The sequence below is a fragment of the Paenibacillus mesotrionivorans genome (assembly GCF_046098205.1).
GTDB lineage: Bacteria > Bacillota > Bacilli > Paenibacillales > NBRC-103111 > Paenibacillus_AR > Paenibacillus_AR mesotrionivorans.
This window is the reverse complement of sequence record NZ_JBJURJ010000030.1, coordinates 35,557-59,562: the sequence shown is the minus strand read 5'-3', so window position 1 is coordinate 59,562 and position 24,006 is coordinate 35,557. Positions and strand designations below refer to the sequence as shown.

Genomic DNA, 24,006 nt, shown 5'->3' with positions numbered 1-24,006 from the left:
CGAGAGGACGACAAGTAGTGGACAGGCCGCCAAAGGAAGCACAGGTACTCAAAAAAATCATCGTGAAGTAACAACCACATAGCCAAAAAAAAGGAAAATGCCGCCATGTTTAGTTGCCTATTCTCTTTTTTGATGAAGAGCAGAGAAGAACATGTAAATATTTTCAACAAAAGCATGTTTATCCCTATCTCTAGGCATCCACCTAGCCATGTTAAGTTTAGTGCATCGCCAGTGCTCTGGCCGCCGTTAGAAATTCTCACCCGGCAATGGAGCCTGCCGCCGCAGCCTAAAACACAAATAAGCCTTCGCCCACACCTAACCGCGCGCAATACATGGCTCATTGTCTGTCCCTGTGCCGGGCCAAGCCTCACGCTCCCCGCGCACCGGATCAATCCTTTACTCCGGCTCGTCCGAATGCCGGACCAAGCCTCACTCCGGCCCGTCCCTGTGTCGGGCCGCTACAGCCAATGCGGCCTCCCGCAGCCTCCGCCGGATACGCTCCGGCTCCAGAACCTCCACCAGTTCGCCGAAGCTGAGCAGGAACCCAATCAGCCGATTGTCTTCAGGCATACGCACCGTCGCCACCAGTTCCTCCTCAGTTCCTTCACACACTCCAGACGCTCCAGACGCCTCCGGCACTCCAGCCATATCAGACTCTTCAGCTATCACCGGCTCTCCAGCCATCTCAGACTCTTCAGCTATTTCCGATTGGCCAACCATCCCTAGCTCTCCAGTAACCTTAGACCCTTCAGCCGCTCCCGGCTCTCCAGTTACTCCCTGTCCACCGGTCTCGCCAGCCTCGTCAAACTCTCCCGCCGCTGCCCTCCCGGGCACAGGCATTGCCGCCCCGCAATCTGCCTCCATCCGTCCCGACACCCCCGCCGGCTCCACACGCACCATCCCGCCGCCGAACCACTCCTCGGTCAGGGGCAGCAGCCGTGCGGGAATCCGCAGCTTCAGCTCCACTAGGCTGCCTTCCATAGGCCAGTGGTTGTTCCATGGCAGAGACTCCGGCTCCGTCTCTCTCCGTCGGAACTGCTCCGCCGTTACCTCCGGCTCCCGCATCCGGGAAAGCCGGAACAGCCGGAAGCCCTGGCGGAGCAGGCAATAGGCATAGAGATACCACTGCCCGCTTTTCAGCACCAGGGTATAGGGCTCTACCAGGCGTTCTCCCGCTTCTCCCCCGGCGCTGAAATAGCGGAAACGAACCAGACGGCAGGCCTCTATACCCTGCCGCAGCAGCCCAAGCTCCTCCGTATAGCCTCCAGGACAGTTCCACGGCGTATGATCATAATGCAGGCTGTCCATCCCTTCCAGAAGCCGGGTATGCCCCGCCTCCTCCCGGCACGCGCCTGCCAGCACCGCCTTCAATTTCTCCAGCGTGGCGGAGCCGGTTTCGCCGGGCCACAGGCCGGAGGTGCTGTGCAGAGCCAGCAGCACACTGGAAAGCTCCTCCTCAGACAGCACCGTGCGGTCCAGCCTGAAACCCTCGGCAATGCCAAGCCCGCCCCCGGCACCAGGATACGACACAATGGGAAAACCCGCCAGACTGATGGTATCCGCGTCCCGGTAAACGGTGCGCACCGACACGCCAAAATACTCGGCCAGCTCCTGGGCCTTCATCTGCCGGCGGTTCGCCAGCAGCGCCACCATATTCAACAGCCTGTCCATCCGCATAATATCCCCCCTTTTCCACGCCCGCCTTGAAGCCTCTGCTTAATCTGGGCGCACCGGTTCAAGTGCACCAGATGATGCCGGGTGGCAGGCATCAGCACAAGGCCACCCAGCGTCTTTTTGGCCCAATAATCGGCAATCCACCGGGCTTCCGGAAGAACAGCTCCTTCATCGAACAACCGCTCAATCCGCTCCGGCCAGACCTTCTCCCGGAAGGCGCCGGGCTCCAGCGAGGCAATAATCCGCCTGGTTTGCCTGCCTACGGCAATCCGGTAGGCCCGCAGCTCCTCCCTGCGGATTCCGGCGCTGAGCTCCGCTATTTCCTTTTTTCCCATAGCGTTGCCGCTGTGTTCAAAAGAAATGCCCAACCTCTCCGGCCAGCTCCCTTCATAAAGCACCTGCCGCCCGCCGGCAACCAGAAGGTTCATAGTCATATCCTCCACCCGGGTAAGATGCCAGAGATGCCAGGCGATGGAATTCTCCGTATCGGGAGTTGGGGCGGGATAAGCACGGAAGGTCCGCTCCTCCAAACCCTCCAGCACCCCATCCTCATAGGTGAGGAACCCGCAGCCGCTCATTTCCTCCGGATACAGCCATTCATGCAGAGCCAGAAACTGCTCCACCGCCCGGCTATGCTCCCCGAGTTTACCGATGATTTCATTCAAATCTTTATGCTGCCGGTTCCACTCCTTGCGCTGCACCAACTCCACCTGTACCCCCCTACTTTGAAACAACATGGTTCAAGCCGCAGGCCGGATGATGCTATGGAAGCCTCGAACCTTCAGAAACAGCCATTTCCATGGCGAGATACGCTTTTTTCAATGCGTTCAGCCCTGCTTCCTCCGCCTTCCGTGCGTTCACCAGCGCATCCGTCAGCTCCCGGCGGAGCTCTGTCGGCATTCCTGGCTTCCGGCCAAAAAACGGCATCAGGTTCCGGTACCGGACCAGTTCGCCAGCAGCCTCCTTATATGGCCCCGCTGCCTCACGCAGCAGCACTCCCGCAGCACCGCCGATCCGGTCCGCCGCCTCATCCAGGAACGCTCCCGCATAACGGCGGCATTCCGCCCACACTTCTCCGTTGTAGGCCAAACCTTCGGGGTCAACCTCCTCCGGCGCATGCTCCACGGCATGAAGCCAATTGTCATAACCGGGCAAGCCGGATTTGTAGCCGGGCATTACCCACTTGGAGGGATTGCCGGCGAACTCCACTGCAAACTCCAACGCCTCGAGCACAGTAGTAAAATCATTGGACGCCGCTCCTGCCTCCAGCCAACCCGCATGAAGCCAGCCTACGGAGGTATTCCCCAGTTCCTCCCACGGCTTATACCCTTCGCTGTGGCGGGAATAGTCGTCATGGATTTGCACCCGACCGTTCATGGGAAACGCACAGAACTCCCCCTCCACCCCTTGGCAGCGGATCACAATGTCCCCGTAGCCGCCGGGTGCGAAGCTAACACCTCCGTCAAGCGTGATCCCTTGTGCGGCGAAGGCCTCACGCAATAGCGGGCCGTCCTCCTCCCGGACAATTTCCTCCCATACGCCCATATCCGCCGTAAACTGCAGCGTGGGGGTGCCGATGCCTTTATACAAATAACCGTGGTCGTTATAGCCGCAAATGGTGTAAAACTCCGGAATACCAAGCTCCCAGCCGTAGCAGGGCAGTCCCTTGTCCAGGGCCCGTTTGGTGTTTTCCCAAGCGATTTTTTGCTTGAGGGCAAAATCATGCTCCGTTCTCCAGCTGTTCACCGCATTGACGCTGACCCCCAGATTATGGGCCAGATTGGTGATCATATCGCAGTTCCATGCGGTAGGCCCGGAGCTGCAGCCGTCCGGCGCCACATTCAGGACAAAGGCATGTCCAGTGGCTCCGAACAGCCACGCATCCGAATCCGTTTTGCCCAAAAACTCCATACACGCCTTCAGCGCCCCCAGACGGGTCACCCAAAAATTCCTGTACTTCAACCGGTTCAGCACAACGCTCACAAGCACACGCTCCTTCTAATGGGATCGGTCCGACAACCCCATCCTAACACGCCACTCTGCCATATAATGTCATCGTAATTTTGCTGTCCTTTTTTTTAGGGAAGCACATTCCCCTCAAAAGAAGCCTGCATATGCCGAAGCCGGTTCTGCATCATATTGCGCAGCCACCCGGGCCGTTCGATCCGGTATTCGCAGGCGCAGCCCAGCAGCACCGAACCCAGACTCTCCGCATCCCGGAAAAACACCCGGTAGCGCCGCCCCTCCAGCTGTTCATACCGGTGCCGCAGCAAGGGCAAATACTCCGGCACAGCCATATAAAGGATGGCCGAATAAGGCTCCTCCACCGCTACAGGCACAACCTCGCCCGCTGCAACCAAAGGGGAAATGGCGTACCGCTCACCGCGCAGGGACACGTTGGCCACAGACCGGAGGAACATCAGCCGGATCATACCGGCCGCTTCGTCGAAGCCCAGCAGACAATTTTCGGAATCATACGGAAACAGCTGCATCGGCGCAAAATGTTCCAGTCTCCTGAGCTCCCCCTGCTCCCGGACATCCAGCCGTACCTTAATCTGTAGACGGATCGCCCGGGCCAGCAGCTCGAATTTCTCCGTTTCCATAGCTTGAATCGTATGTACAGGAATATGCTTGTCCAAAAATCCCCCGGTTTCCTCGGTGACCTCCCCCTTCCGGAGCTCACCCACCGCCAGCTTCTGGAACAGCTCCGCCATGCCCAGGGACTCGGGGTCGCCGGTTTTTTCGTACCGGTAGGATAAGTACGAGAGATTCCGCGCTTGGGAGGCCGTCAGCAGCATGGCAGGCAGGGCGAAGGTAGCCTCGGTATAATGGTAGCCTTTGTTTTTGCGGCAGTATTCCACGGGCGCCCCCAGGGAATCCCGGAGATACTCCACATCCCGAGCCGCCTGCCGGAGGGAGATGCCGAACTCCTCGGCAATGGCCTGACAATTGGGATAGGCCTCCGTTCGGAGCCTTCCGTCGATCCAGATCACCCGGTGCCAGTTGCTCATGCTTTTTTTCCAGCCTCCTTACCGCTAATTTCGCTATAAAAAAAGTATACTCTCATCTCCCGGTTGCGCAATATGGTATAATCAGCAAACTGATTGTCCGGAGTGATGCCATAAACATACTTTTTACAGCATAAGGAGGCGTGACGGATGGAGGAGCTTAGAGGTTTTGGAGGGCGCTTTGTGAAAATGGAGCCGCTTCAGAAGGGGTTTTCCAGCGACAAAAAATATGTGGCCGAAACAGCGGACGGTGCCATGTTCCTTCTGCGAGTAGCCAATGCATCGGCGGGTTCCCGCAGAGAACGGGAATTCGATATGATGCGCAAAACCGCCGCATTGGGCGTGCCGATGCCGCAGCCGGTGGAATTCGGACGATGTGAGGACGGGCAGAGCGTGTATTCCCTCTTTTCCTGGTGTGAGGGGGAGGATGCGGAGGCCGTGCTGCCGGGCCTGACGGAAGCGGAGCAGTATGCGCTGGGCTGGCAATCGGGGCAGTTCGTAAGGACGATTCATTCCCTTCCGGCTCCGCCTGAGCTGGAGGACTGGGAGCAGCGGTTCGGCAGAAAAGCCAGGAGCAAAATAGAAAAGTATCAGGCCTGCGGCATCCGGTTCGACAGGGATGAGCGGATCATTGGCTATCTGGAGGAGAATTTGCATCTCCTGGCCAACCGCCCCCAATGTTATCAGCATGGCGACTATCATGTGGGCAATATGGTCATTTCCCGGGAAAAGGAGCTCTCCATTATTGACTTTGACCGCTGCGATTTCGGCGATCCGTGGGAGGAGTTCAACCGGATCGTGTGGTGTGCGGCGGTCAGCCCGCATTTTGCCACGGGGCAGCTGAACGGCTATTTCGGCGGCAGACCCCCGGAGCTGTTCTTCCGGCTGCTGGCATTCTACATTGCGACCAATGCGGTATCCTCCATCCCCTGGGCTATGCCCTTCGGGGAGGAGGAGGTGGCGGTGATGCTCCAGCAGGCGGGGCAGGTGCTGGCCTGGTTTGACAACATGGACAATCCGGTGCCCACATGGTATTTGGGGGAGCTCTGACTGGCGTAGGTGCAGCGAGGTGCAGCAGCATAATGATGATTGTGGTCTCTACGCCGAACAAACGTCTTCCTGATCTACGCCGAACAAGGGTCTTCCTGCATCTACGCCAAACAAGCGTCTCCCCGAGTAGGGGAGGCGCTTGTTTTTGCGTTTGGGAGCCTTGATGCGGGGAGCGGGAGCCTTGATGCGGGGTGCTTAACGCTCAGGAGCCCCTATTGGGTCCATTATCGGCTTTGGGGCCACCTTACGGACACACGATCCGCTAATGGGGGTAAAAGCAGCCTTTGAGCACCCAATCGGGCAATAGCGTCTCCTGAGTCCGCGAAATTTCAAAATAGAGCAATTTACTCGAAATAGCGCATCCTCAGTCCGTTAGCGCGCCTCCCTACGCGGACACTCCTGCCTCAGCCTTCAACAAACCAAGGTTACTCCTGCCTCAGCCCCACCCTAGGTTACTCCTTTACACCATATAGTTGGCGCGCGCTCCCGTTACGTTCATCCACCAACTAACTATCGATTTCCCGCCACTTCCCGCCGTCCGCCTCCCCCGGTTGCTCCCTCACTCCTCCAGCCAGAGGATGCTGGTAACGCCCCGCGGGTAATACTTGCTGCCCGCGATTTCGCCGGCGATGATCTGGTCGCTCCAGCTCCACACGGACAGCTGTTCATGGGTGAGCCACGCGGCGTGGGCGGCGTCCGCCCTTGCGCCCTGCTCCCCCCACTCCCTGCCGAGAATCCGCCGGGCGATGAACTGGCAGAGGTAGATTTTGCTCAGCCAGGAGTTGTTGCTGGTGGAGGACAGCTTCCAGCCGCCATCGGGGAAGAGGCAGACCCCCTCCGTCAGCACCGTGGTCAGATGCGTGTCCAAGGCCCGGATGTAACCCCCGAAGCGGCCGTCAGGGTTCAACGCCTCCGTCAGCCCCATGTAATAGGGGAAGATCAGCCCTTCAATAGCAGGAATAATCCGCGATTCATTGCCCTCACCCAGCACCGCCGGGATAAAGCCGTCCGCCCGAAGATGTCCGGTCAAGGTCCGGGCACAGCGCTCCGCCTGCTCTCCGGCCTGCGCTGCCAAGCCCTCATCCCCCGCTTCACCCAACAGCTTCTCCAGCGCCAGATACGCAGCCCAGCATTTGCCCGCCAGATAGATATTGTTCCGCGCCTGCCCCAGGGAAACGTCCAGAGAGTCGTAGGTGGTAATCTCTGCCTTACCCATCACCCGGCTGCTGTCCAGCCCCATCAGCCCGTTGCGCGCAGCCGGGTCCGGATGGTCCCGGTTCAGCAGACTCACCAGACAATCCCGGAATACCTGCACATACTTCCCGAACCACTCCCGGTCCCCGGTGCGGACCACATACACCGACGCGCACAGAATCCAGTTAACCAGCTGCTCATGGGTCATGTGGGAGAAGCAGCCGCTGTGCCCGAACAGCTCATAGGCGGAATAACCGGGACGGGACAGGGTGTTGGCTACCCCCATGTCATGGGTAAAGCTCAGGCCCCCCGGATACTCGGTGTCATCGCCGGGAAACTGGACCCTATCCCGGTAGCTGTAACGGCTCACGAACATGTCCAGCTCATTGCGGACCGTCCACGGATTCATCCGCAGTTCATAATACAGCTGGTCCACCGTCAGGTCGAAGGTGTTCATCATCCGGTATTCGCCCTCATTCACCACCCAGAAGGGACCGTCTGCCGTATCAAGCAGCTGCGTGTTGCCGTAATAACTGCGGATGCTGTGGGCCATCATAAACCGCTGGTCCTCCGACAAGTCCGCTTTCTCCAGCATCCGGTTGGATTCCGCTGCGAGACGGGCCACTTGGTCAAACTGCCCCAGCGCATACATCCCCACTTCCTCGATGCTCCGGAAGAACCGGGTGTAGTAATAGGAAGCGTCCAGCCCGGCCGTCACCGTCCCCCCATGATAAAAGCACACCGCAAAGCGATACGTCCGGCTTTCCCCTGCCGGCACCTCCGCCACCAACGCGCCCACCGGGCCAAGGCCGAAGCCCCAGTTTTCCCGGTGCGGGGCGGACAGAATGCTCTCCATGCTGAAATGCAGCGCAGCCTGCACCTCCGGGTTATCCGACACGATAGCGGTTGTCCGCCCTTGCCCGACGCCCGCCAGCCCCGGACAGACATCCTCCAGCCGCCGCATGGAGGTGTAGGGATCGCTGCCCTGATAGCCGAAGAACGCCCGGCGGGCCGTGCTTCCCCGGGTGTTGTCCACGGTCAGCTCCGCCAGCACGGCGGGCATAATCACCCGCTTCAGCTCCTCCTCCGAGCCCTCCCCAGGCTCCGGGACCGGCTCGGCTTGCGTATACACCGTAAACGTCAAATCCCCCGCCCGCCACGTATCCGTGGACAGCCGGAAGTCCCGCTCCACCGCCTCCTTGGCAAAGGAAAACAGCAATTGCGGCTTCTGCGGCCGCTTCTGGGCCTGCTCCACATCATAACGTTTGCTGTCATCCTCCCGCGGCTTGAAGAAGGGCAGCACATCATAAAGGCCCGGCTTCTCCGCCGATTCCAGCCCGATAAACACATTTTGCAGGGGAGAACGGCCCAGCTCCTGCTCCAAGCCGCCTCCGTTCCCGGGGAAACCCAGGGTGAAGCTGGCGAAGGCGCCAACCGGGGAATGGTGGGCATTAAAAAACATATTGTCAGGCATCTCTATTCCCCCCTCCCCTCAAGCAGCCGCAGCCAGCCGTCCCGTTCCTCCACCTCCAGGAAAAAGGCGCGTTCATGAGGCGTTTTGTTGGGGGAATGAACCGTCAGCATCAGGCGTCCGTCCAGGGTGCGGAACAGCATGCCGTGCCCGCCGTCGCTCCTGAACAGGGCTTCATCCTCGTGCTCCCAGGGCCCCAGCACACTGCCGTTGGTGGAACGGGACACACCCAGCGCATAGGTGTTATCGATAAAGCTGGCCCACAGCATCAGCAGCGCACCGTCCGCAGCGCGGTACAAAAACGGACCATCGGTCACATAATTGTCCTGCCCGGGATACCGCTCAGAGCGGAAGGGAGTGGGCCAGCCCGCCTGGGACGCCCGGAACAGCACAACCGGCTCTCCCGCCGCAGCCTGCAGATCCTCCGTCAACCGGACGGCACAGATTTCCCCGTCGGTTACCTGCTGCCACTCATGGCAGAACACCATCCAGGGCAACCCCTCCCCGTCCACAAACAGCGTGCCGTCCAGGCAGCACCAGCTCTCCGGTGTCACAGGCCCGTTGCTGTGCAGCCGGTAAGGTCCCTCCAGACTGTCCCCGGCCAGCACCGCCGTGCCCAGCAGGTTGTTGTCACTGCGGCGGAAGGTGGCCAGCATATAATACCTCCCCCGGTATAGATGCACCTCAGGAGCCCAGAAATTCCGCTCCGCGAAAAATCCCGGTTCCGGCCGGAAAACGGGAAAAGGTCCCTCCCAGCTTTCCAGATTCTCCCCCACATACATGTCAAAGCCTGTGCCTGGCCCCCATATATTCGCATCCGTGCTACCGAACAAATAGTAGCGGCCCTCGGCCGGAGCCGTCACCACAAACGGGTCGCGGATTTGAATCTCCTTAGTGGAAATCAACGTCGTAGCCTCCTCTATGAATTATCCGTGAACCGGAAATACAATACCCGGCTTCTCTACACTTACGAAGCCTTCCTCTGTCAGCTCCAGCTGCTCATTGCCTTCCACTGCAAACGGCAGCTCGGCCGCCCCGTAGCGGACAATTCCCTCCACTTTCTGCACACTCATTCCGATTACCCGCTTCAACCGGCCCTGCCGGTCAGTCACAGCCCTTGTACCCGCTGGGATGCTCAGTAGTGGTTCACCGCCTCTCCAGGCCGTGGCACCCTTCGCCGTCACCGTCCATTCGTACAGCATCCCATCCACCCTCCGGCTGTAGGCTGTTTCCGAAGCAACCGCCTGCCCGTGATCCTGGGGATAGGGCAAACAGGCGCTAAACCACAGCTCCCCGTCCGGCCGGGGCATAATTCCGTACAATTGCTCCACCGCATCCAGCAGGCAGAGTATGGAGGGGGAATAGGTCTCCGTAAAACCCGCTTCCCCGGTCCAGGGGCTCAGCGTTTGGGGGAACCGGTCCATCCGGGTCAGAGCGGACACAATAGGATTCAATATCCAGTTTAGCTCCACAAACCGCCCGTGATGCTTGAAGGCATGAGGCGTCCGGATCAGGGTCAGGAAATTGGAGGTGCCCCCCCAGCTGTTATAGCCGGAGAAGGGGTCAAAGCGGGGATCGTCCATAGCAATGGAGGTAAGGGGATATTTGGCGAAAAACTTACGGGTGTTCAGCAGATAACGCTCCAGCATTTCATCGAAGAATTCCCTGTCCCCTACTTCACAGGCCAGAACCCGCAGCAGCACATCCGACTGAATCCGGACAAACCGGTCCTGACAGTCACGGTCATAGAAGAACCTGTCCGCCTCGTCGAAGCACCAGCGGTAAAGGGCCGCCAGCGACTCCCCGGCCTTCTTCTCCCATAAAGCCGCTTCCTGCTCCATCCCCAGCCTCTTGGCCATCTCCGCCAGATAGAGGCGCTGGCAGTACACATTGGCCGTCAGATCCGGCGCAAGGAACGGCACCAGCGGCGAACCGGGGTCTACCTGCCTGGCATCATCCTGGTGGCAGGTATCCGGCACATGCCAGAAGCGGGGGGACAAGTCATGCCCCGTATCAAAGGTGCAGAAGGCCTCCACACAGCCGCTCCCCCGGGTATTCCGGTATGCGGCAAGCCATTCGTCATACCGTGCCATCGCCTGGTACATGATCCGCAGGAAGCCATCATCCCGCCCGTTCAGCTCATCGTGATTCCATACACTGCGGGCCAGGGGCGTCACCATCTGGATCTGCCGGTACGCCGGTCCCGTCGCCGTCACCTTGTAAGGCAGCTGCCCGTCAGCCTCTTGGTAACGGGCGAACAGCAGGAAGCTTGCCCGGGCTACAGAGGGCAAAAAACGGGACAGCAGCTCGCTGTTGATGGTGCCTGTGCTCTCCATCCAGCACCCGGAATACCCTCCCCCTTCAAAAAGCACCGGCTTCTCGTCTACCATCGGTGCAATACAATCAAATAGCTTGCGAAACGCCCGGTAATACGCCTCCTCCAGAGGACCGCCAAGGGCGGCGAATTTGACCCCGGACTCCAGCCATTCCTCCAGCACCTGCCTGTCCGAGGCCTTCGCCGTGGCTTCCGCCTGCACCTCCAGGGACAGGCCACGCAGCCGCTCCAATACTGTCTCATTCATGTTTGTCTTCCCTCCCCGTCAAACTCCCGTCCCGGATCATCATCCCTTCACACTGCCCATAACCAGACCCTTCATGAAATACTTCTGCAGGAAGGGATACAGCACCAGAACCGGGAATGCAGCCAGGAATACCTGGGCGGCCTTGAAGGTGCGGTCGGAAATTTTGGAGGCATCCAAGAGCTCATTGGTCGGCACCATACTGGGATCATTGCCGATGACAATGGTCTGCAGATAGCTTTGCAGCGGATAATTGGCAGGCGAGTTCATATAGATCAGGCCGTCGAACCAGGAATTCCAGTGCCCCACGACCATAAACAGGGTGATGGTGGCGATGGCCGGTTTGGACAAGGGGATATAGATGCTCCACAGCACCCGCCAATGTCCCGCTCCGTCGATATAGGCGGCTTCCTCAATCTCCTTGGGCAGATTGCGGAAGAAGTTCATCAAGAGAATCACATTGAATACGGAAATCGCTCCGGGCAGCACCAGAGCCCACATCGTGTCCAGCATCCCCAGCGCCTTGATGGTCATATAAGAGGGAATCAGGCCCCCGTGGAACATCATGGTCACGATGAAGAACCAGGCATACACGGTCCGCGAGCTGAAGGAGCGTTTTTCCTTGGCCAGCGGGAATGCGGTCAGCACCGTTACGATAATGCTGATGACATAACCCAATGCCACCCGCTGGAGCGAGACGGCAGCCGCCGTCATAAACTCCGCCTTGCCTAATGCATGCTTATAAGAAGCCACGGTAAAATTCACCGGCCACAGCTTCACTTCTCCTGCTGCAGCCGCACTGCTGGAGCTCATGGAAATCGCCAGCACGTTAACAAGCGGCAGGATACACGCAATGGCCATTACAGCCAGTACCACACAGTTGATGATAAGAAAGGCCCGTCTACCGACTGTCAGCTTATGCACGTTTGCTCCCCCTCCCTAGAAAATCCGGTAGCCGGCATATTTGCCCGCCAGGAAATTGGATAAGGTAATCAGCCCTAAGGCAATCACCGATTTGAACAGTCCCACCGCTGTGGCTACCCCGTACTGGGCGTCAATCAAGCCGATCCGGTACACCATGGTATCCAGGATGTCGCCGGTGCTGTATACCATCGGACTGTACAGGTTGAACACCTGGTCGAAGCCGGCGTTCAAGACATTGCCCAGGCTCAGCACAGCCATCAGGGTCACAATCGGCATAATGCCGGGCAGGGTAACGTGCAGGGTCTGCTTCCAACGGTTGGCCCCGTCCACAATGGCAGCTTCATACAGGTGGAGATCGATAGCCGTCAGCGCCGCCAGATAGACGATGGTGCTGTAGCCGAATTCCTTCCACGTATTGGAGAGGACCAGTGTGAAGGGGAACCATTTTTCATTGCCCAGGAAGAAAATCGGATCAATACCGAAGAAGCCCAAGGCCTGGTTGACGATGCCGTTGGAAGGCGACAATATATCGATCAGGATGCCCCCGAGAATAACCCATGACAGGAAGTACGGGAAATAAATAATGGTTTGGATGGTCCGTTTGAAGGAGTTGCTGATCACCTCGTTCAGCAGCAAAGCCACAACAATGGGCACAATAAGCCCTGCAATAATTTTCATTACGGCGATAAAAATGGTATTCCACAGCACACTTGTAAAGTTGGGAAGGTTAAACAGATAATGAAAGTTATCCAGCCCGATCCATTTGGAGTTGAAAATGCCCCTGGACGGAACGAATTTCTGGAAGGCGATGACGATGCCTCCGATAGGGATATAGTGAAACAGTATCGACAGGATAACACCTGGCAGCAGCATGATATGCAGCGGGATTTCCTGCAGCTTTTTTCTTCGGGTATTGCTCGCCATATGGCTCCCTCCATCCGTAATTGCCGTCTCTTGAACAGACAGAGGGGAACCGGAACTGTTCCCCTCCGCAACCGTTATTCGTTACCGGCAAGCTTTATTTGTTTTTAGCAGCCCATTCGTTGACTTCCTTAGTAATCTGATCGCCGCCCAGCTTCTTCCAATCCTCTACGAACTTGTCGAAGGAATCTACCGATTCACCCATCAGAATTTTGGTGAATACCTCCTCCTCCATCTTCTGGAGGGTAGCGCTTTTCTCCACCATGGTGGCCGTCGGTGAGCTATAGAAGGCATCCAGGATGTAATTGTCGTCCTTCACGTATTGCTCGATGACATCAAAGCTGCTGGGAGAGCCGAATACCCGCTCGGTGCCCCAATTGGCTTTGTTGCCCTTGCGGAAATCCACCACCTTGTCGTAGTAGCCCTTTTCCTCCGCGCTCAGCTTGGAGGCATCATTAGAGCTGAGGGACTTTACCACATTCTGGTGAGCGATCAGGTTTTTGTTGGCCGGCTGCGGCAAGAGAAGTCCATAGAGCCATACGGGAACGTTGTTTTTGCTGTGGCTGAATTCCGGTCTGGACGGAGCAGCCGGATCATAACCGGCCATAACAGAGTTGAGGATCTTGATGATGGCCTCCGGGTTTTTGCTCTTTTTGCTGACGCCGTAGTAAATGTTAACCGGCATTTTACCGATTGGGGTGGCTTTTTTGCTGTCAATGGATACGAGAGGGATAGGCTTCCACTCCGCCTTGGGATCATTGTCGATATTCTTCTGAATAATAGACTGTGGTGCGGACATGGAGCCATAGAACAGCCCTACCTTGCCGCCAACAACAGACTCGGTTACCTTGGCCCGGTCCTTGATGCCAAACTCTTTATCCAGCAAACCCTGCTTATACATGGCCTGGAGCTGCTTCAACCCTTCCTTCACCTGAGGCTGAGTGCTGCCGTACACCAGATTACCCTTGTCATCCTTCACCCACTTGCCCGGGTACGCATGATAGCCGGAGAAAAAGCCTGAGGTGCCGAAGTGGGAGTCTGTCAGGAAGGTTTTCGTGAAGGCCAACCCAAAGGTATCATTCTTGCCGTTGCCGTCAGGGTCCTTCTGCGTAAACGCTTCCGAAATAGCCAGTATATCCTGCATCGTTTTGGGCTCGGACAACCCCAGCTTGGTCAGCCAGTCGGTACGTACGTACAGAACAGGCAAACCATCCACTGCCGAAGCCGTTTGCGGAATAGCCATCAGCTTACCGCCGATTTTGGCGGTATCGAAGCTTTTCTTGTCCTGCTGTAGGATACTCTTGGCTATAGGGGAGGCATACTTCTCGAACAAATCCGTGAGATCGTAGAGCATGTCATTCTCAGCCATATCCGTAAGCTGCTTGTTCTTCATCCACATAATATCCGCCGTATCTCCGGAGGCAATGGACACGCTCAGCTTCTGGTCGAATTGCTCCACTGGCACGGTCCATTTGTATTTCAGCTTAATGCCCAGCTCATCCTCGTACATCTTGGTGTAAATGTTGTTGTCGATGGTGTCCCCGTTTTCATACTGGTAGGTGGACTCCGTGTAGCGCCAGGCGGTAATATCCACCGGCGTGTCGTACTTCTTGGCAATATCCAGCGCAGGAGCAGCGGACGCGCCGGAGGAAGCGGCAGGCTTGGCTTCCCCGTCGCTTTTGCCGCAGGCGCTTAAGACCAGCAGGCCCGCCGTGGCGGCAAGTGCAATCGGTTTCATTTTGTTTGCCATTTGTGTTTTGACCTCCCCGATTCATGTGTGGTGGTGACACTTTTATCATACGATCCCCCGGGCCGCACATCTACAATCACCTGTTTACATTCCATTCCGCTCTTGACTACTAGATAGCTCAGCACGATACTCCTGGGGGGTCTTTTGGGTGTATCGGCGGAAGGAGCGGGTGAAGTTGGCCGACGAATTATAGCCCACCTGCTCGGCTACCTCCTGGATTTTCATATCGGGGGAGCGCAGCAGCTCCATCGCTTTATTCATGCGGGAAGAATTGATATAATCCGACAAATTCAGACCTGTTTCCTGCTTGAACAGCCGGGAGAGATAGGATGGATTAAAGTAGACCAGCTCTGCCAGACGGACCAGGGAAAGCTCGTCGGGATTGTCCAGATGCTGCTGGACATGACGCTGGACGGAGCCGATGATGGTTTGGGCCCGCCGCTCCTGCTCCACATGCTGGAGATCGAACATCATGGTCCCCACCGAGGCCAGATACTGCACCGCATCCGCCCAGGAGCTGTGGCTGCCCGGCTGCATCAGCCGGTTCAGCTCCGCATTGGCGGCCCGCTCCACCAGGTTCCAGCGGTTCAGATAAGACAGATAGATCAGTGCTATGGAAAAATACAGCTCCTGCCCGGGAATATGCTGCATATCGGTTCCGTTTTTGCCCTCTGTCAGCTCGGACAGGATACGTCCGAATTCATCCCGGTGCCCATGCTCCAGGCTGTCGGCCAGCCGGTCCAAGAGGGATTGGCGCATATGCTTCATCTCCCGCGGATGCTGGGCCGGGCGCTGCAGCTCCCGCTCCAGGATATGCTTGTCCAGGAGCAGCATCCCGCTGCCTTGGCCGATGCGGTAATTGACCAGCATATTAAGCATGGAGAACCGTTCCCCCACCTGGTCCAGCTGAACGGGGCTATCGTCCAGGGCGAAGGAGATCAGCGCTCCCACCGATTCCCGGCAGGCCGCCTGGATCAGCTCCACATTCCCGGTCACGAACATCCGCAGCGCCTGACGGCCGCCCTCCAGCCCCGCCTGCGGGTCGGGCTCACCCTGCTCCTGTATCAGCCAGACCAGGTCGGTGTTGTCCACCACCACATGGGCCAGCCTGGCCCGGGCGGAGAGATACTGCTCGGCAATCAGCCGGATGCTGAACAGCAGATGGGATTTCTCCGAATAAGACAGCCCTCCGGGAAGGCTGTTCAGCCGCCCCAGCATCATCAGCACCGGTTTGTCAGCATCCAGAGGAATGTCCAGCTCCTCAAACTGCTTCCGGCTGATGTCCTCTTTATGGTGCAGCCCCTTAACGATGCCATGCAGATAATCCCGCTGTAAAAGCTCCCGGGCCGCCCCCAATCTGACCTCCGCCTGCTCCAGCAGCGCCTCCGCCTTCAGCTCGGACTCCAGATCCGCCAGGGTTTGCTCCACCACCTGAATAATCCGGTCATACCCTTCTGTTTTCAGCAGATACCCTACACTGTCATACTGGATGGCGGTATAGATATACGAGAACTCATTATGCCCCGTCAAAAAAATCACCCGGCACTTAGGCCACATGCCGCGGATACGCTCCAATAGCTGCAGCCCGTCCATTTCCGGCATGCGGATATCGCTGAGCACAATGTCAGGCCGCATCCGCTGGCACAGCTGCAGCGCCTCCGGACCGGAATAGGCCTTGTACAGGTCCAGCTCCAGATGCTGCAAATTTTCGAACACTTCATACAATCCGTCGGTAATAATCGCCTCATCATCCACAATTAACATCCGGTACATCTTAGCTTCCCCCATCCTTCGGATAAATGGTCATGATTACCCGCAGCCCCTGCTGCTCGCCCGTCTCCAGGTGCAGGCCGCTCCGGGGCCCGAATTTCATGCCGATTCTCTGGTGGATATTGAGCAGCGCCGTGGTTTCCACCGTCCCGTCATTGCTGTTCAGCTCCCGGTTTAAGGCGGCGGCCTGAAGGTCGTCCATCTGCCCCCCGTTATCCTCCACAATCAGGAGCAGCCGGTCCTCATCTTTTTCGAAGCTGACACACAAAAGGCCGTTGGCCCGTTTTTTCTCCAACCCGTGCTCGAAGGCGTTCTCGATAATCGGCTGAAGGATCAGTCGGGGCACCATAATATGCTCCGTCTGTGGCGGCAGCTCCCCGAACCTGACCTTGATCCGGTTGGAGAAGCGCATGGCCTGGATATCCGTATACACTCGGGCATGGCCAACCTCCTTGACCAAGGGCACCTCGTCGGAGCTGCTCCGGGTAATAAACTGGTAATACTCCCCCAGCTGGTTCGTAAACTGCTCCAATTGCTCATAATCCCCGACCCGGGTCATGGTGTTCAGCATAAAGAAGCTGTTGTACAAAAAATGGGGATTAATCTGGGACTGGAGCTGCTTCAGCTCCGCCCGCTGGGTGAGAATCTGCTGCTTGTATACCTGGTCGATGAGGGAGTTCAGCTTTTCCACCATGGCGTTGAACCGGGTGTAAATATACTGGAACTCGTCATTTTGCCTGTGCCCGATGATGACACTGAAGTCGCCGTATTCGATTTTGCGGAAGGCCTTGGCCAGCTTGATCAGGGGCTTGTGAATGTATTTATAGACATAGAGGGAATAAACCACTATGACCACCAGAGCAATCCCCGCCAAGGCAAGAAACCATCTGCGGAACTGGGCCAGCGGCTGAAATACCGCATCCTCCGGCACATATTTGCTCAGCACCGCCCCAAAAAAGTCCGATGTGGTGGTTACCGCCAGATACGAGGTCCGGTTAATGTCTACGGTCTGGGCGGTTGGTTTGCCCTCGGGTTTGCCCAGGAGCTCCACCAGCTGCCGGTTAAAGCCCTCATCCCTGCCCGTGCTGAGCGTGAATTGGGGACTGGTGAGAATCAGCCCCTCATCCTCGGAATTCCGCATGGATTGCAGCGTGTCCTCCAGCTTGTCCAAAGACAGCTCCACGGCAATCAGAAACAGCGGCTCCCGTTTGCCGCTTAGGCTAAACGGATAAGCGACACTCAGGAACAGCTTATTTTTCACCACCCGCACCCGGGATTCGAAGGACAGCGGGCTGTTCATCAGAGCTTCGTATTCCACAGGATCAAAAGCATTGACCGTGATGGCGGAGACATTTTTGGCCACACCAGGTATGAAAGCGTATACATCTTGGATATAGGCGCTGCTGTTTTTGATGGCATTCAGTCGCTGCTGGAGGCGCAGAATGTTCTGCATCTTCTCGATATCGTCCAGGGAATCAGGTATTCCCGCCAGCCGGTTCAGGTTCTCATCATTCAGGCAGTCGTACTGCAGCGTCTGGATCCGCTGAAATTCCTTTTCCAGATCGGTGAGGTATTGGGACACCTGGGAGGTCATGGACTTGGAGATTTCCGACTGGAGGGTGCGGATGCTCCAATTGTTCATGATGGTGCTGAGGATATACATCGGCAGCATAATGCAGATAAGCGAAAAAATCAGCCGCGTCAACGTGGCTTTTCTCCAGGGTTGCTTGGACAATCTCATGTGATTCCCCCTACTTCCTTCTGACCCTCTGTCGCTCTCATTATAAGACCAAACCTCAGGAATGAAAACGTCAACATGTGGAATGAAAAAAACGCCTCCCCCGAAGGGAAGGCGTCTCATACGGCAGAAATGGACTTAGCCCTGGCTGCCGACGAATACGTAACGGAGCACGATGAGAACGGCCAGAATCCACATCAGCCAGTGGATGCTGTATTTTTTCTTGCCGGCCACGTTGGACACGCAGGCCAGTACCACGTAAGAGAAGATACCGAAGGAAATACCGTTGGCAATGTTGTAGGTAAACGGCATGAAGGTAATGGTCAGGAAGGACGGAATCGCCAGCACCATGTCTTGGAAGTCAATTTCCTTGACGGACTGCATCATCAGAACACCCACTACGATCAGAGCCGCCGCTGTAGCGGAGCCCGGAATCAGAGCCACTACAGGAGCCAGGAACAGGGACAACAGGAAGCACACGCCGGTGGTCACCGAGGTAAGACCGGTGCGTCCGCCCTGGGCAACACCCGCGGCGCTTTCCACATAAGCGGTAATGGTGGAGGTTCCCAGCATAGCGCCGCCGCCAACGCCAACAGCGTCAACGAACATAGCCTTGCCCACACGCTTTCTGCCTTCTTCCGCATTCTTCATGAAGCCGGCGCGGTTGGCGGTGCCCACCAAGGTTCCGAAGGTATCGAACAATTCAACGAAGGTAAAGGTAACGACTACCGAGATAATCCCGGTATGGATAATGCCATCCCAGTCAAAAGCCATAAACTGCAGCTGGCCCAGATCCGGAACCCAAGGGGTTTTGTCCCCGGTCAGCACGTCGAAGTTCACTTCGCCCATCAGCATGGCGATGACAGTGGTGCCCAGGATACCGAACAGAATGGCGCCCGGCACATCCAGCACCATCAGGATGGCGATGATCACCAGACCGATGATGGTCAGCTGAACAGTCGGGTTTTCCAGGCTGCCCAGATGGAAGATGGTTTCAAATGAAAGAAGCTCTGTATATTTGCCTTTTTCCACATTGTTGAGGGTTTCTACGCCAACTGTCAGCAGGCCGCTGTTCTTCAAACCGATAATGGTGATGAACAAGCCGATACCGACGGTAATGGCATGCTTGAGGCTGTCGGGAATTGCAACGAGCAGCATCTGCCGGACCTTGGTCACGGTCAGGATAATAAAGATAATACCGGAGATAAATACCGCTGTCAGACCCATCTGCCAGGTAAACGGCTTGTCCGTTGCGGCGGAGGACAGTACAACCGAGGCAAAATAGGCGTTCAGCCCCATGCCCGGAGCCAGCGCCACCGGAAAATTAACGAAAACGCCCATAGCGATGGTAAAGATACCTGCGGCGATGGCAGTAGCCAGGAACACAGCGTACCAATCCATGCCGGTCCGTCCGAAGGCATACAGGGTATCCGGATTGACCGCCAGAATATAGGCCATGGTCATAAACGTGGTCAGACCGGCCATAATTTCCGTTCTAACCGTGGTGCCGCTTTGCTTCAGCTTGAAAAAACGATCCATACTGCTTGCTTCCTCCTTTGTTCTCATACACGGCTGCAACAACAAAAAAAGCCTGGAGTCCTTGACTCCGGCTCTTCAGGAAAAGCAACGCCGGGCATACGTGTGCCTTCCGCCCCAGAGTGGTCCCCTGGCGGGTAAACATACGCTGCCGCAGTGATGTTTCCATTCGTAGCCAGATCATTTACGGTGATCTCGTAGAGACTTCCGGGCCAATCCCCGGATTTATACGAAGTAACATTTGTTGTTAGTGTGCCTTGACCTAGATTATTTTAAAACGTGGGTCGAACAGTGTCAACAAATATCCGAATATTTCAGGGGTTAATTTTTTATCTTGTTCGTAATTTGCCACAAATCATCGTTTCACAGAACATAAACAGAGGAAGAAAGACATTTTATGTCTATTCTTCCCCTGTTTTTCCGGATTTAATTTTTAGTTTTACTGCCCGTTAATCTGCACATAGAATCTCCGGCTCCGCGGACCGTCGAATTCGCAGAAGTAAATCCCCTGCCAGGTCCCCAGCAGAAGCCGCCCACCATCGATGATGACGGTTGCGCTGGAGCCAACGCAGCTCGCCTTCAAGTGGGCGGAGGAATTGCCCTCGGCATGGCGGAATTCCGGACGGTCCGGGAAAGCCTTGGCCAATCCCAGCAGCATATCCGTGACCACATCCGGGTCGGCATTCTCATTGATGGTAATCCCCGCGGTTGTGTGAGGGCAATACACCAGGCAGGTTCCCTCCCGGACCCCGCTTTTGGCCACAGCCTCACGCACCATTGCCGTAACCTCAATGAAATTCTCCGCATCCGTATTCAGCTTGTATTCATAGAGCATGGCGATCATCCTTTGCCGGTATAATACTTCATTATACCCGGCTTAGGCCGATCCTTCACACACCTTAGCCTATTACTGCCGCAATTACTGCCGCAAGCGGATCGGGATGGCAATCTCCATTTGGCAGGTACCTTCATGCAGCCAGGCGTGGTCCCGCTCGTCATACCTTTCGAAATCCAGCCTGGATTCATCATATTCATAATCCGAATTTGGCAGCCAGTTGGTCAGAATCTCCTTCCAGGCGGCAGGAATAGATTGAGGATACTCCTTTTCGGGAACCCGCGGCGTAGTAAATATGGCGTACAGCCCGCCCGGTATGACCTTTTGGCACATATCCGCCTCAATCTTGCCCTTGTCCTCCTGATTGTCCACCCCTACCCCCAACACCCAGGAGAACTCCCCTGTGTGTTCGTCCACATTGTAACAAACGCTGTATTCACAGTGCTCCGACTGGGTAAAGGTATGGTGCAGCCGGGACAGCATCGGGCCGTATTCCATGGACATGGTGTCCCAGAAGGCGGGGATATCGCTGACCCGCTTCACCTGCGGCATGGTGTGGCGGGATTCGAAGCCCACCACCAATATAGGTTCTTTTTCCATAATCGCAACATGCATATGCTTTATTCCTCCGGTTCTTGATTGGATGCTTCCTAACGCCGGTTTGCCCGGCGGCTGCGCATTGACATGCAGGTGGTACAGGGATGGCGGATAACCAAAGCATTTTTTGAAGGCCTTGGTAAAACCCGCATGGGTGCCAAACCCGTAATCCATAGCCACATCAATGACTTTCCTGCCCAAGGACAGGTCATACAGTGCAAAATCCAGCTTTCGCCGGGTTACATAAGCCATGATCGGCGTCCCGACCAATGAGCCGAATACCCGGCAAAAATGATAGGTGGAATAGTTGGCGAGAGCGGCCAGCTCGGACGGTCTAATTTCTTCCTTGATCCGGTCATCGATGGCTTCAAGCGCCAGTTGGACGGAGTCCTCAACTCCCATTTGTATTCCCCTTTCTCCCGTACGGTAACTTTATTATAACGAGGCCTGGAGCCGGCGGCTTATCCTGGCTTGCTGCCCTGCGGTGCCTGACGCCGGATATTGCCAACGGGTATTTGCCAATTGACAGACAATTCGAAATTTGCTACACTTCCACGTAATCGAATATCAAAAGCGATGAAAAGAACCAGTACGTATGCTGGATGTCCCAGAGAGAAGATGGTTGGTGCGAATCTTCACGGACAGGATGCGGAAACCCCTCTTGGAGCTGTGGCCTGAATCGTATGTAGTAGGGCTTATCGGATTTCCTCCGTCATAAGGGAAAGGTATCGGGCTGTAGTTGGCCCCGTACTTGGAAAGCACAGCGCAGCGATGCTCTGTGGAATTTAGGTGGTACGCGGACTGTCTGTTCGCCCTAAGCCGTTTTTTCGGCTTGGGGCTTTTTTTGTGTTCCTTATTTTCTATTCCCTAAAGGAGGCAGCAGGTATGAAGATGACAAGGCTTGTAGGCGAAAGGTTCCGGGAAAAACCCTCCGACTGTGTAATCGACAGCCATGCGCTGATGGTGCGCGGAGGATATATAAAGGCTGTGGGCAACGGGATTTATGCCCAGGCCACCCCCTTGCGCCGGATCACACGCAAGATCGAGGAGATTATCCGGCAGGAGATGGACACCATTGGCGGCCAGGAGGTGCTGCTGCCGGTTGTGCTGCCGGAGAGTCTCTGGGAGGAATCGGGCCGGGCGGCCAGCGTCGGCAGTGAGCTGCTCCGTTTCCGGGACCGGCACGGCAGTCCCCATCTGCTGGGCATGACCCATGAGGAAGCGGCGGTCCAACTGGTACGGGAATACGGCAGCAGCTATCTGCGTTATCCCTTCATGATTTACCAGATCCAGACCAAGTTCCGGGATGAGGCCCGCCCCCGCGGCGGATTGATCCGTGTACGGGAATTCACCATGAAGGATGCGTATTCCTTCCACACCTCTTTGGAGGACTTGCAGGAGTATTACCAACAATGCTACCGGGCATATGAGCGGATCTTCGCCAGGGTGGGGCTCCCCCAGGTGATCGCCATAGCGGCGGATACGGGGATGATGGGCGGAAGCTTATCCCATGAATTCATGCTGCCAACCCCTGTAGGCGAGGACACCCTGGTGCTTTGCCCGGAATGCGGCTACAAGGCCAATATGGAGGCGGCGGAGCATGTTGCGGAGCCTGCTGTGGAGTCTGCTGTAGTGTCTGTTGTGGATACTGCCGCTCCAGCCTGCGCCGCCTCTCATCCGCTTATACAAACTGGCAGCCCGGAGCTGGCTCTGGTCCATACCCCGGGAATGCGTAGCATCGAAGAGGTATGCGCGTTTCTTGGTCTGCAGGAGGCGCAATCCTGCAAGGCGGTAGTATACCAGACGGAGACGGACGGGCGGCTGGTGGTTCTTTTTATCCGGGGCGACCTGGAGGTGAATGAAACCAAGCTGACCAACCTGTTGGGCTGCGATGTGAAGCCGGCTGTATTGGAGGAGGGCTGCGGGCTGCAAGTAGGCTTTATCGGTCCTGTGGGACTTGAGCTGGGGCAGGGAAACACCATTATTTTCGACCGTTCGTTGCAAGGAGCTTCCGGCTTATGCTGCGGCGGAAATCTGCCCGACCACCACTACACCGGTCTGGATATGGAACGGGATTGTGCCGGGGCGGAATTTCATGACCTGGCGAAGGCTCGGGAGGGTGGCATTTGCCCGTCTTGCCATCAACCTGCGCTTACCCTTTCAAGGGGAATCGAGGTGGGCAATATCTTTCAGCTGGGGGACAAATATACCCGGGCCATGGGCATGCTGGCAGCGAATCAGTCAGGCGGGCTGGAGCCACCTGTGATGGGCTGCTACGGCATCGGCATCGGGCGGCTGGCCGCCTCCGTTTGCGAAATTTACCGAGATGAGCACGGGCCCATCTGGCCCATGTCCATCGCACCGTGGCAGGTGCATCTGTGCTGCGTGCGGGCGGATGATGAGGATGTACGGGCATGCGCCGATGGGCTATACCAGGAGCTGCAGCGGCTGGGCATCGAGGTGCTTTATGATGACCGGTCCGTGAGCGCAGGCGTAATATTTTCCGACGCTGACCTTTTGGGCATACCCGTCCGGATGATCGCCAGCCCCCGAAATCTGCAATCGGGCTGCTGCGAGCTGGTCACCCGGGACAAACGCATTAGCAAAAAGGTATCCATAGCAGACACCGCCCAGGCCGCGGCCGATTTGGTGAAGAGGCTATTGGATGAGCTGATGCGGATTCCCTCCAATAACACCATCCGGACTACAGGAGGAGCATGTATTCCGGTTAGCGGAGGAGAAAGTTCCGTTAAGGGCTGGAACATTGCGAGAACGAGGCAATAGCGGAAGGCATTCGTCCGCTAATGGCCAGACCGATCCGTGAAAAGGGCAATAGCGGAAGCCAAACTTCCGTTATTGCTTCGTTTCACCACATAAACGCCCCCCCTATGGCTGGATAGCGGAAAGAAAGGTTCCGCTATCACACTTAAAACAGCTGTGTGGGGCAAATAGTGGAATG

17 protein-coding genes, 1 riboswitch and 1 other annotated feature are annotated in these 24,006 nt (G+C 56.7%); of the genes, 2 read left to right on the top strand and 15 right to left on the bottom strand.

The annotated features are described in order from the left end of the window. Nucleotides 1-429: 429 nt before the first annotated feature. The 4 genes from ACI1P1_RS29480 to ACI1P1_RS29465 all read right to left on the bottom strand — a co-directional run bounded on the left by ACI1P1_RS29480 (nucleotide 430) and on the right by ACI1P1_RS29465 (nucleotide 4,685). On the bottom strand, nucleotides 430-1,677 hold the full coding sequence (locus ACI1P1_RS29480; RefSeq protein ID WP_416220176.1) for a helix-turn-helix transcriptional regulator: 1,248 nt from the start codon (nucleotides 1,675-1,677) through the stop codon (nucleotides 430-432). Next, a complete protein-coding gene (locus ACI1P1_RS29475; RefSeq protein ID WP_416220175.1) occupies nucleotides 1,656-2,384 on the bottom strand; it encodes a DinB family protein in 729 nt (242 codons plus the stop codon). Before ACI1P1_RS29475 ends, ACI1P1_RS29480 begins: the two co-directional genes overlap by 22 nt. Before the next feature lie 52 nt (nucleotides 2,385-2,436). After that, nucleotides 2,437-3,657, bottom strand: coding sequence for a hypothetical protein (locus ACI1P1_RS29470; protein WP_416220173.1), 1,221 nt, complete (start codon nucleotides 3,655-3,657; stop codon nucleotides 2,437-2,439). Nucleotides 3,658-3,752: 95 nt separating this feature from the next. Beyond that, nucleotides 3,753-4,685, bottom strand: a complete 933-nt coding sequence (locus ACI1P1_RS29465) for a helix-turn-helix transcriptional regulator (RefSeq protein ID WP_416220172.1) — start codon at nucleotides 4,683-4,685, stop codon at nucleotides 3,753-3,755. Between the two features lie 147 nt (nucleotides 4,686-4,832). Here ACI1P1_RS29465 and ACI1P1_RS29460 point away from each other — a divergent pair, with 147 nt between their 5' ends. Continuing rightward, the gene (locus tag ACI1P1_RS29460) at nucleotides 4,833-5,732 is read left to right on the top strand and encodes an aminoglycoside phosphotransferase family protein (protein WP_416220170.1); all 900 of its coding nucleotides are present in this window, start codon (nucleotides 4,833-4,835) and stop codon (nucleotides 5,730-5,732) included. Nucleotides 5,733-6,291: 559 nt separating this feature from the next. Here ACI1P1_RS29460 and ACI1P1_RS29455 read toward each other — a convergent pair. From ACI1P1_RS29455 to ACI1P1_RS29405, 11 genes are all read right to left on the bottom strand, one after another. Then, nucleotides 6,292-8,400, bottom strand: coding sequence for a glycoside hydrolase family 52 protein (locus ACI1P1_RS29455; protein WP_416220169.1), 2,109 nt, complete (start codon nucleotides 8,398-8,400; stop codon nucleotides 6,292-6,294). 2 nt (nucleotides 8,401-8,402) lie between these two features. Next, nucleotides 8,403-9,302: a glycoside hydrolase family 43 protein gene (locus ACI1P1_RS29450; protein WP_416220168.1), complete on the bottom strand. Its 900-nt coding sequence runs from the start codon at nucleotides 9,300-9,302 to the stop codon at nucleotides 8,403-8,405. A 21-nt stretch (nucleotides 9,303-9,323) separates the two neighbouring features. Continuing rightward, on the bottom strand, nucleotides 9,324-10,979 hold the full coding sequence (locus ACI1P1_RS29445; RefSeq protein WP_416220167.1) for an MGH1-like glycoside hydrolase domain-containing protein: 1,656 nt from the start codon (nucleotides 10,977-10,979) through the stop codon (nucleotides 9,324-9,326). Between the two features lie 39 nt (nucleotides 10,980-11,018). Then, nucleotides 11,019-11,900 (bottom strand): carbohydrate ABC transporter permease, encoded by an 882-nt coding sequence (locus tag ACI1P1_RS29440; RefSeq protein WP_416220166.1) that lies wholly within the window; start codon nucleotides 11,898-11,900, stop codon nucleotides 11,019-11,021. A gap of 15 nt (nucleotides 11,901-11,915) precedes the next feature. Next, nucleotides 11,916-12,824: an ABC transporter permease gene (locus ACI1P1_RS29435; protein ID WP_416220164.1), complete on the bottom strand. Its 909-nt coding sequence runs from the start codon at nucleotides 12,822-12,824 to the stop codon at nucleotides 11,916-11,918. 94 nt (nucleotides 12,825-12,918) lie between these two features. Next, entirely contained in the window at nucleotides 12,919-14,571 is a 1,653-nt protein-coding gene (locus ACI1P1_RS29430) for an extracellular solute-binding protein (RefSeq protein ID WP_416220162.1), read from the bottom strand. 84 nt (nucleotides 14,572-14,655) lie between these two features. Continuing rightward, a complete protein-coding gene (locus tag ACI1P1_RS29425; RefSeq protein ID WP_416220161.1) occupies nucleotides 14,656-16,344 on the bottom strand; it encodes a response regulator transcription factor in 1,689 nt (562 codons plus the stop codon). 1 nt (nucleotide 16,345) lies between these two features. Further along, nucleotides 16,346-18,082: a sensor histidine kinase gene (locus ACI1P1_RS29420; RefSeq protein ID WP_416220160.1), complete on the bottom strand. Its 1,737-nt coding sequence runs from the start codon at nucleotides 18,080-18,082 to the stop codon at nucleotides 16,346-16,348. A gap of 135 nt (nucleotides 18,083-18,217) precedes the next feature. Continuing rightward, a complete protein-coding gene (locus ACI1P1_RS29415) occupies nucleotides 18,218-19,618 on the bottom strand; it encodes an NCS2 family permease (protein WP_416220159.1) in 1,401 nt (466 codons plus the stop codon). A 149-nt stretch (nucleotides 19,619-19,767) separates the two neighbouring features. Then, nucleotides 19,768-19,868: riboswitch (purine riboswitch) on the bottom strand. Between the two features lie 186 nt (nucleotides 19,869-20,054). Next, complete coding sequence (locus ACI1P1_RS29410; RefSeq protein WP_416220158.1) at nucleotides 20,055-20,450, bottom strand: secondary thiamine-phosphate synthase enzyme YjbQ; 396 nt, start codon at nucleotides 20,448-20,450, stop codon at nucleotides 20,055-20,057. An 84-nt stretch (nucleotides 20,451-20,534) separates the two neighbouring features. Next, on the bottom strand, nucleotides 20,535-21,449 hold the full coding sequence (locus ACI1P1_RS29405) for an AraC family transcriptional regulator (protein WP_416220157.1): 915 nt from the start codon (nucleotides 21,447-21,449) through the stop codon (nucleotides 20,535-20,537). A 165-nt stretch (nucleotides 21,450-21,614) separates the two neighbouring features. After that, nucleotides 21,615-21,867 (top strand) — a binding site (T-box leader). 65 nt (nucleotides 21,868-21,932) lie between these two features. Between ACI1P1_RS29405 and ACI1P1_RS29400 the strand changes: the two genes are divergently transcribed. Beyond that, nucleotides 21,933-23,831 carry a proline--tRNA ligase gene (locus ACI1P1_RS29400; protein WP_416220155.1) on the top strand — a complete coding sequence of 633 codons (1,899 nt, stop codon included), beginning with the start codon at nucleotides 21,933-21,935 and terminating at the stop codon, nucleotides 23,829-23,831. Nucleotides 23,832-24,006 lie beyond the last annotated feature (175 nt).

Excerpts from the sequence above, each read along its gene's own strand:
- ACI1P1_RS29405 (WP_416220157.1), bottom strand. The coding sequence starts at position 21,449 with ATGGGAGTTGAGGACTCCGTCCAACTGGCGCTTGAAGCCATCGATGAC.
- ACI1P1_RS29480 (WP_416220176.1), bottom strand. The coding sequence starts at position 1,677 with ATGCGGATGGACAGGCTGTTGAATATGGTGGCGCTGCTGGCGAACCGC.
- ACI1P1_RS29435 (WP_416220164.1), bottom strand. The coding sequence starts at position 12,824 with ATGGCGAGCAATACCCGAAGAAAAAAGCTGCAGGAAATCCCGCTGCAT.
- ACI1P1_RS29430 (WP_416220162.1), bottom strand. The coding sequence starts at position 14,571 with ATGGCAAACAAAATGAAACCGATTGCACTTGCCGCCACGGCGGGCCTG.
- ACI1P1_RS29465 (WP_416220172.1), bottom strand. The coding sequence starts at position 4,685 with ATGAGCAACTGGCACCGGGTGATCTGGATCGACGGAAGGCTCCGAACG.
- ACI1P1_RS29400 (WP_416220155.1), top strand. The coding sequence starts at position 21,933 with ATGAAGATGACAAGGCTTGTAGGCGAAAGGTTCCGGGAAAAACCCTCC.
- ACI1P1_RS29425 (WP_416220161.1), bottom strand. The coding sequence starts at position 16,344 with ATGTACCGGATGTTAATTGTGGATGATGAGGCGATTATTACCGACGGA.
- ACI1P1_RS29410 (WP_416220158.1), bottom strand. The coding sequence starts at position 20,450 with ATGCTCTATGAATACAAGCTGAATACGGATGCGGAGAATTTCATTGAG.
- ACI1P1_RS29415 (WP_416220159.1), bottom strand. The coding sequence starts at position 19,618 with ATGGATCGTTTTTTCAAGCTGAAGCAAAGCGGCACCACGGTTAGAACG.
- ACI1P1_RS29420 (WP_416220160.1), bottom strand. The coding sequence starts at position 18,082 with ATGAGATTGTCCAAGCAACCCTGGAGAAAAGCCACGTTGACGCGGCTG.
- ACI1P1_RS29455 (WP_416220169.1), bottom strand. The coding sequence starts at position 8,400 with ATGCCTGACAATATGTTTTTTAATGCCCACCATTCCCCGGTTGGCGCC.
- ACI1P1_RS29445 (WP_416220167.1), bottom strand. The coding sequence starts at position 10,979 with ATGAATGAGACAGTATTGGAGCGGCTGCGTGGCCTGTCCCTGGAGGTG.
- ACI1P1_RS29460 (WP_416220170.1), top strand. The coding sequence starts at position 4,833 with ATGGAGGAGCTTAGAGGTTTTGGAGGGCGCTTTGTGAAAATGGAGCCG.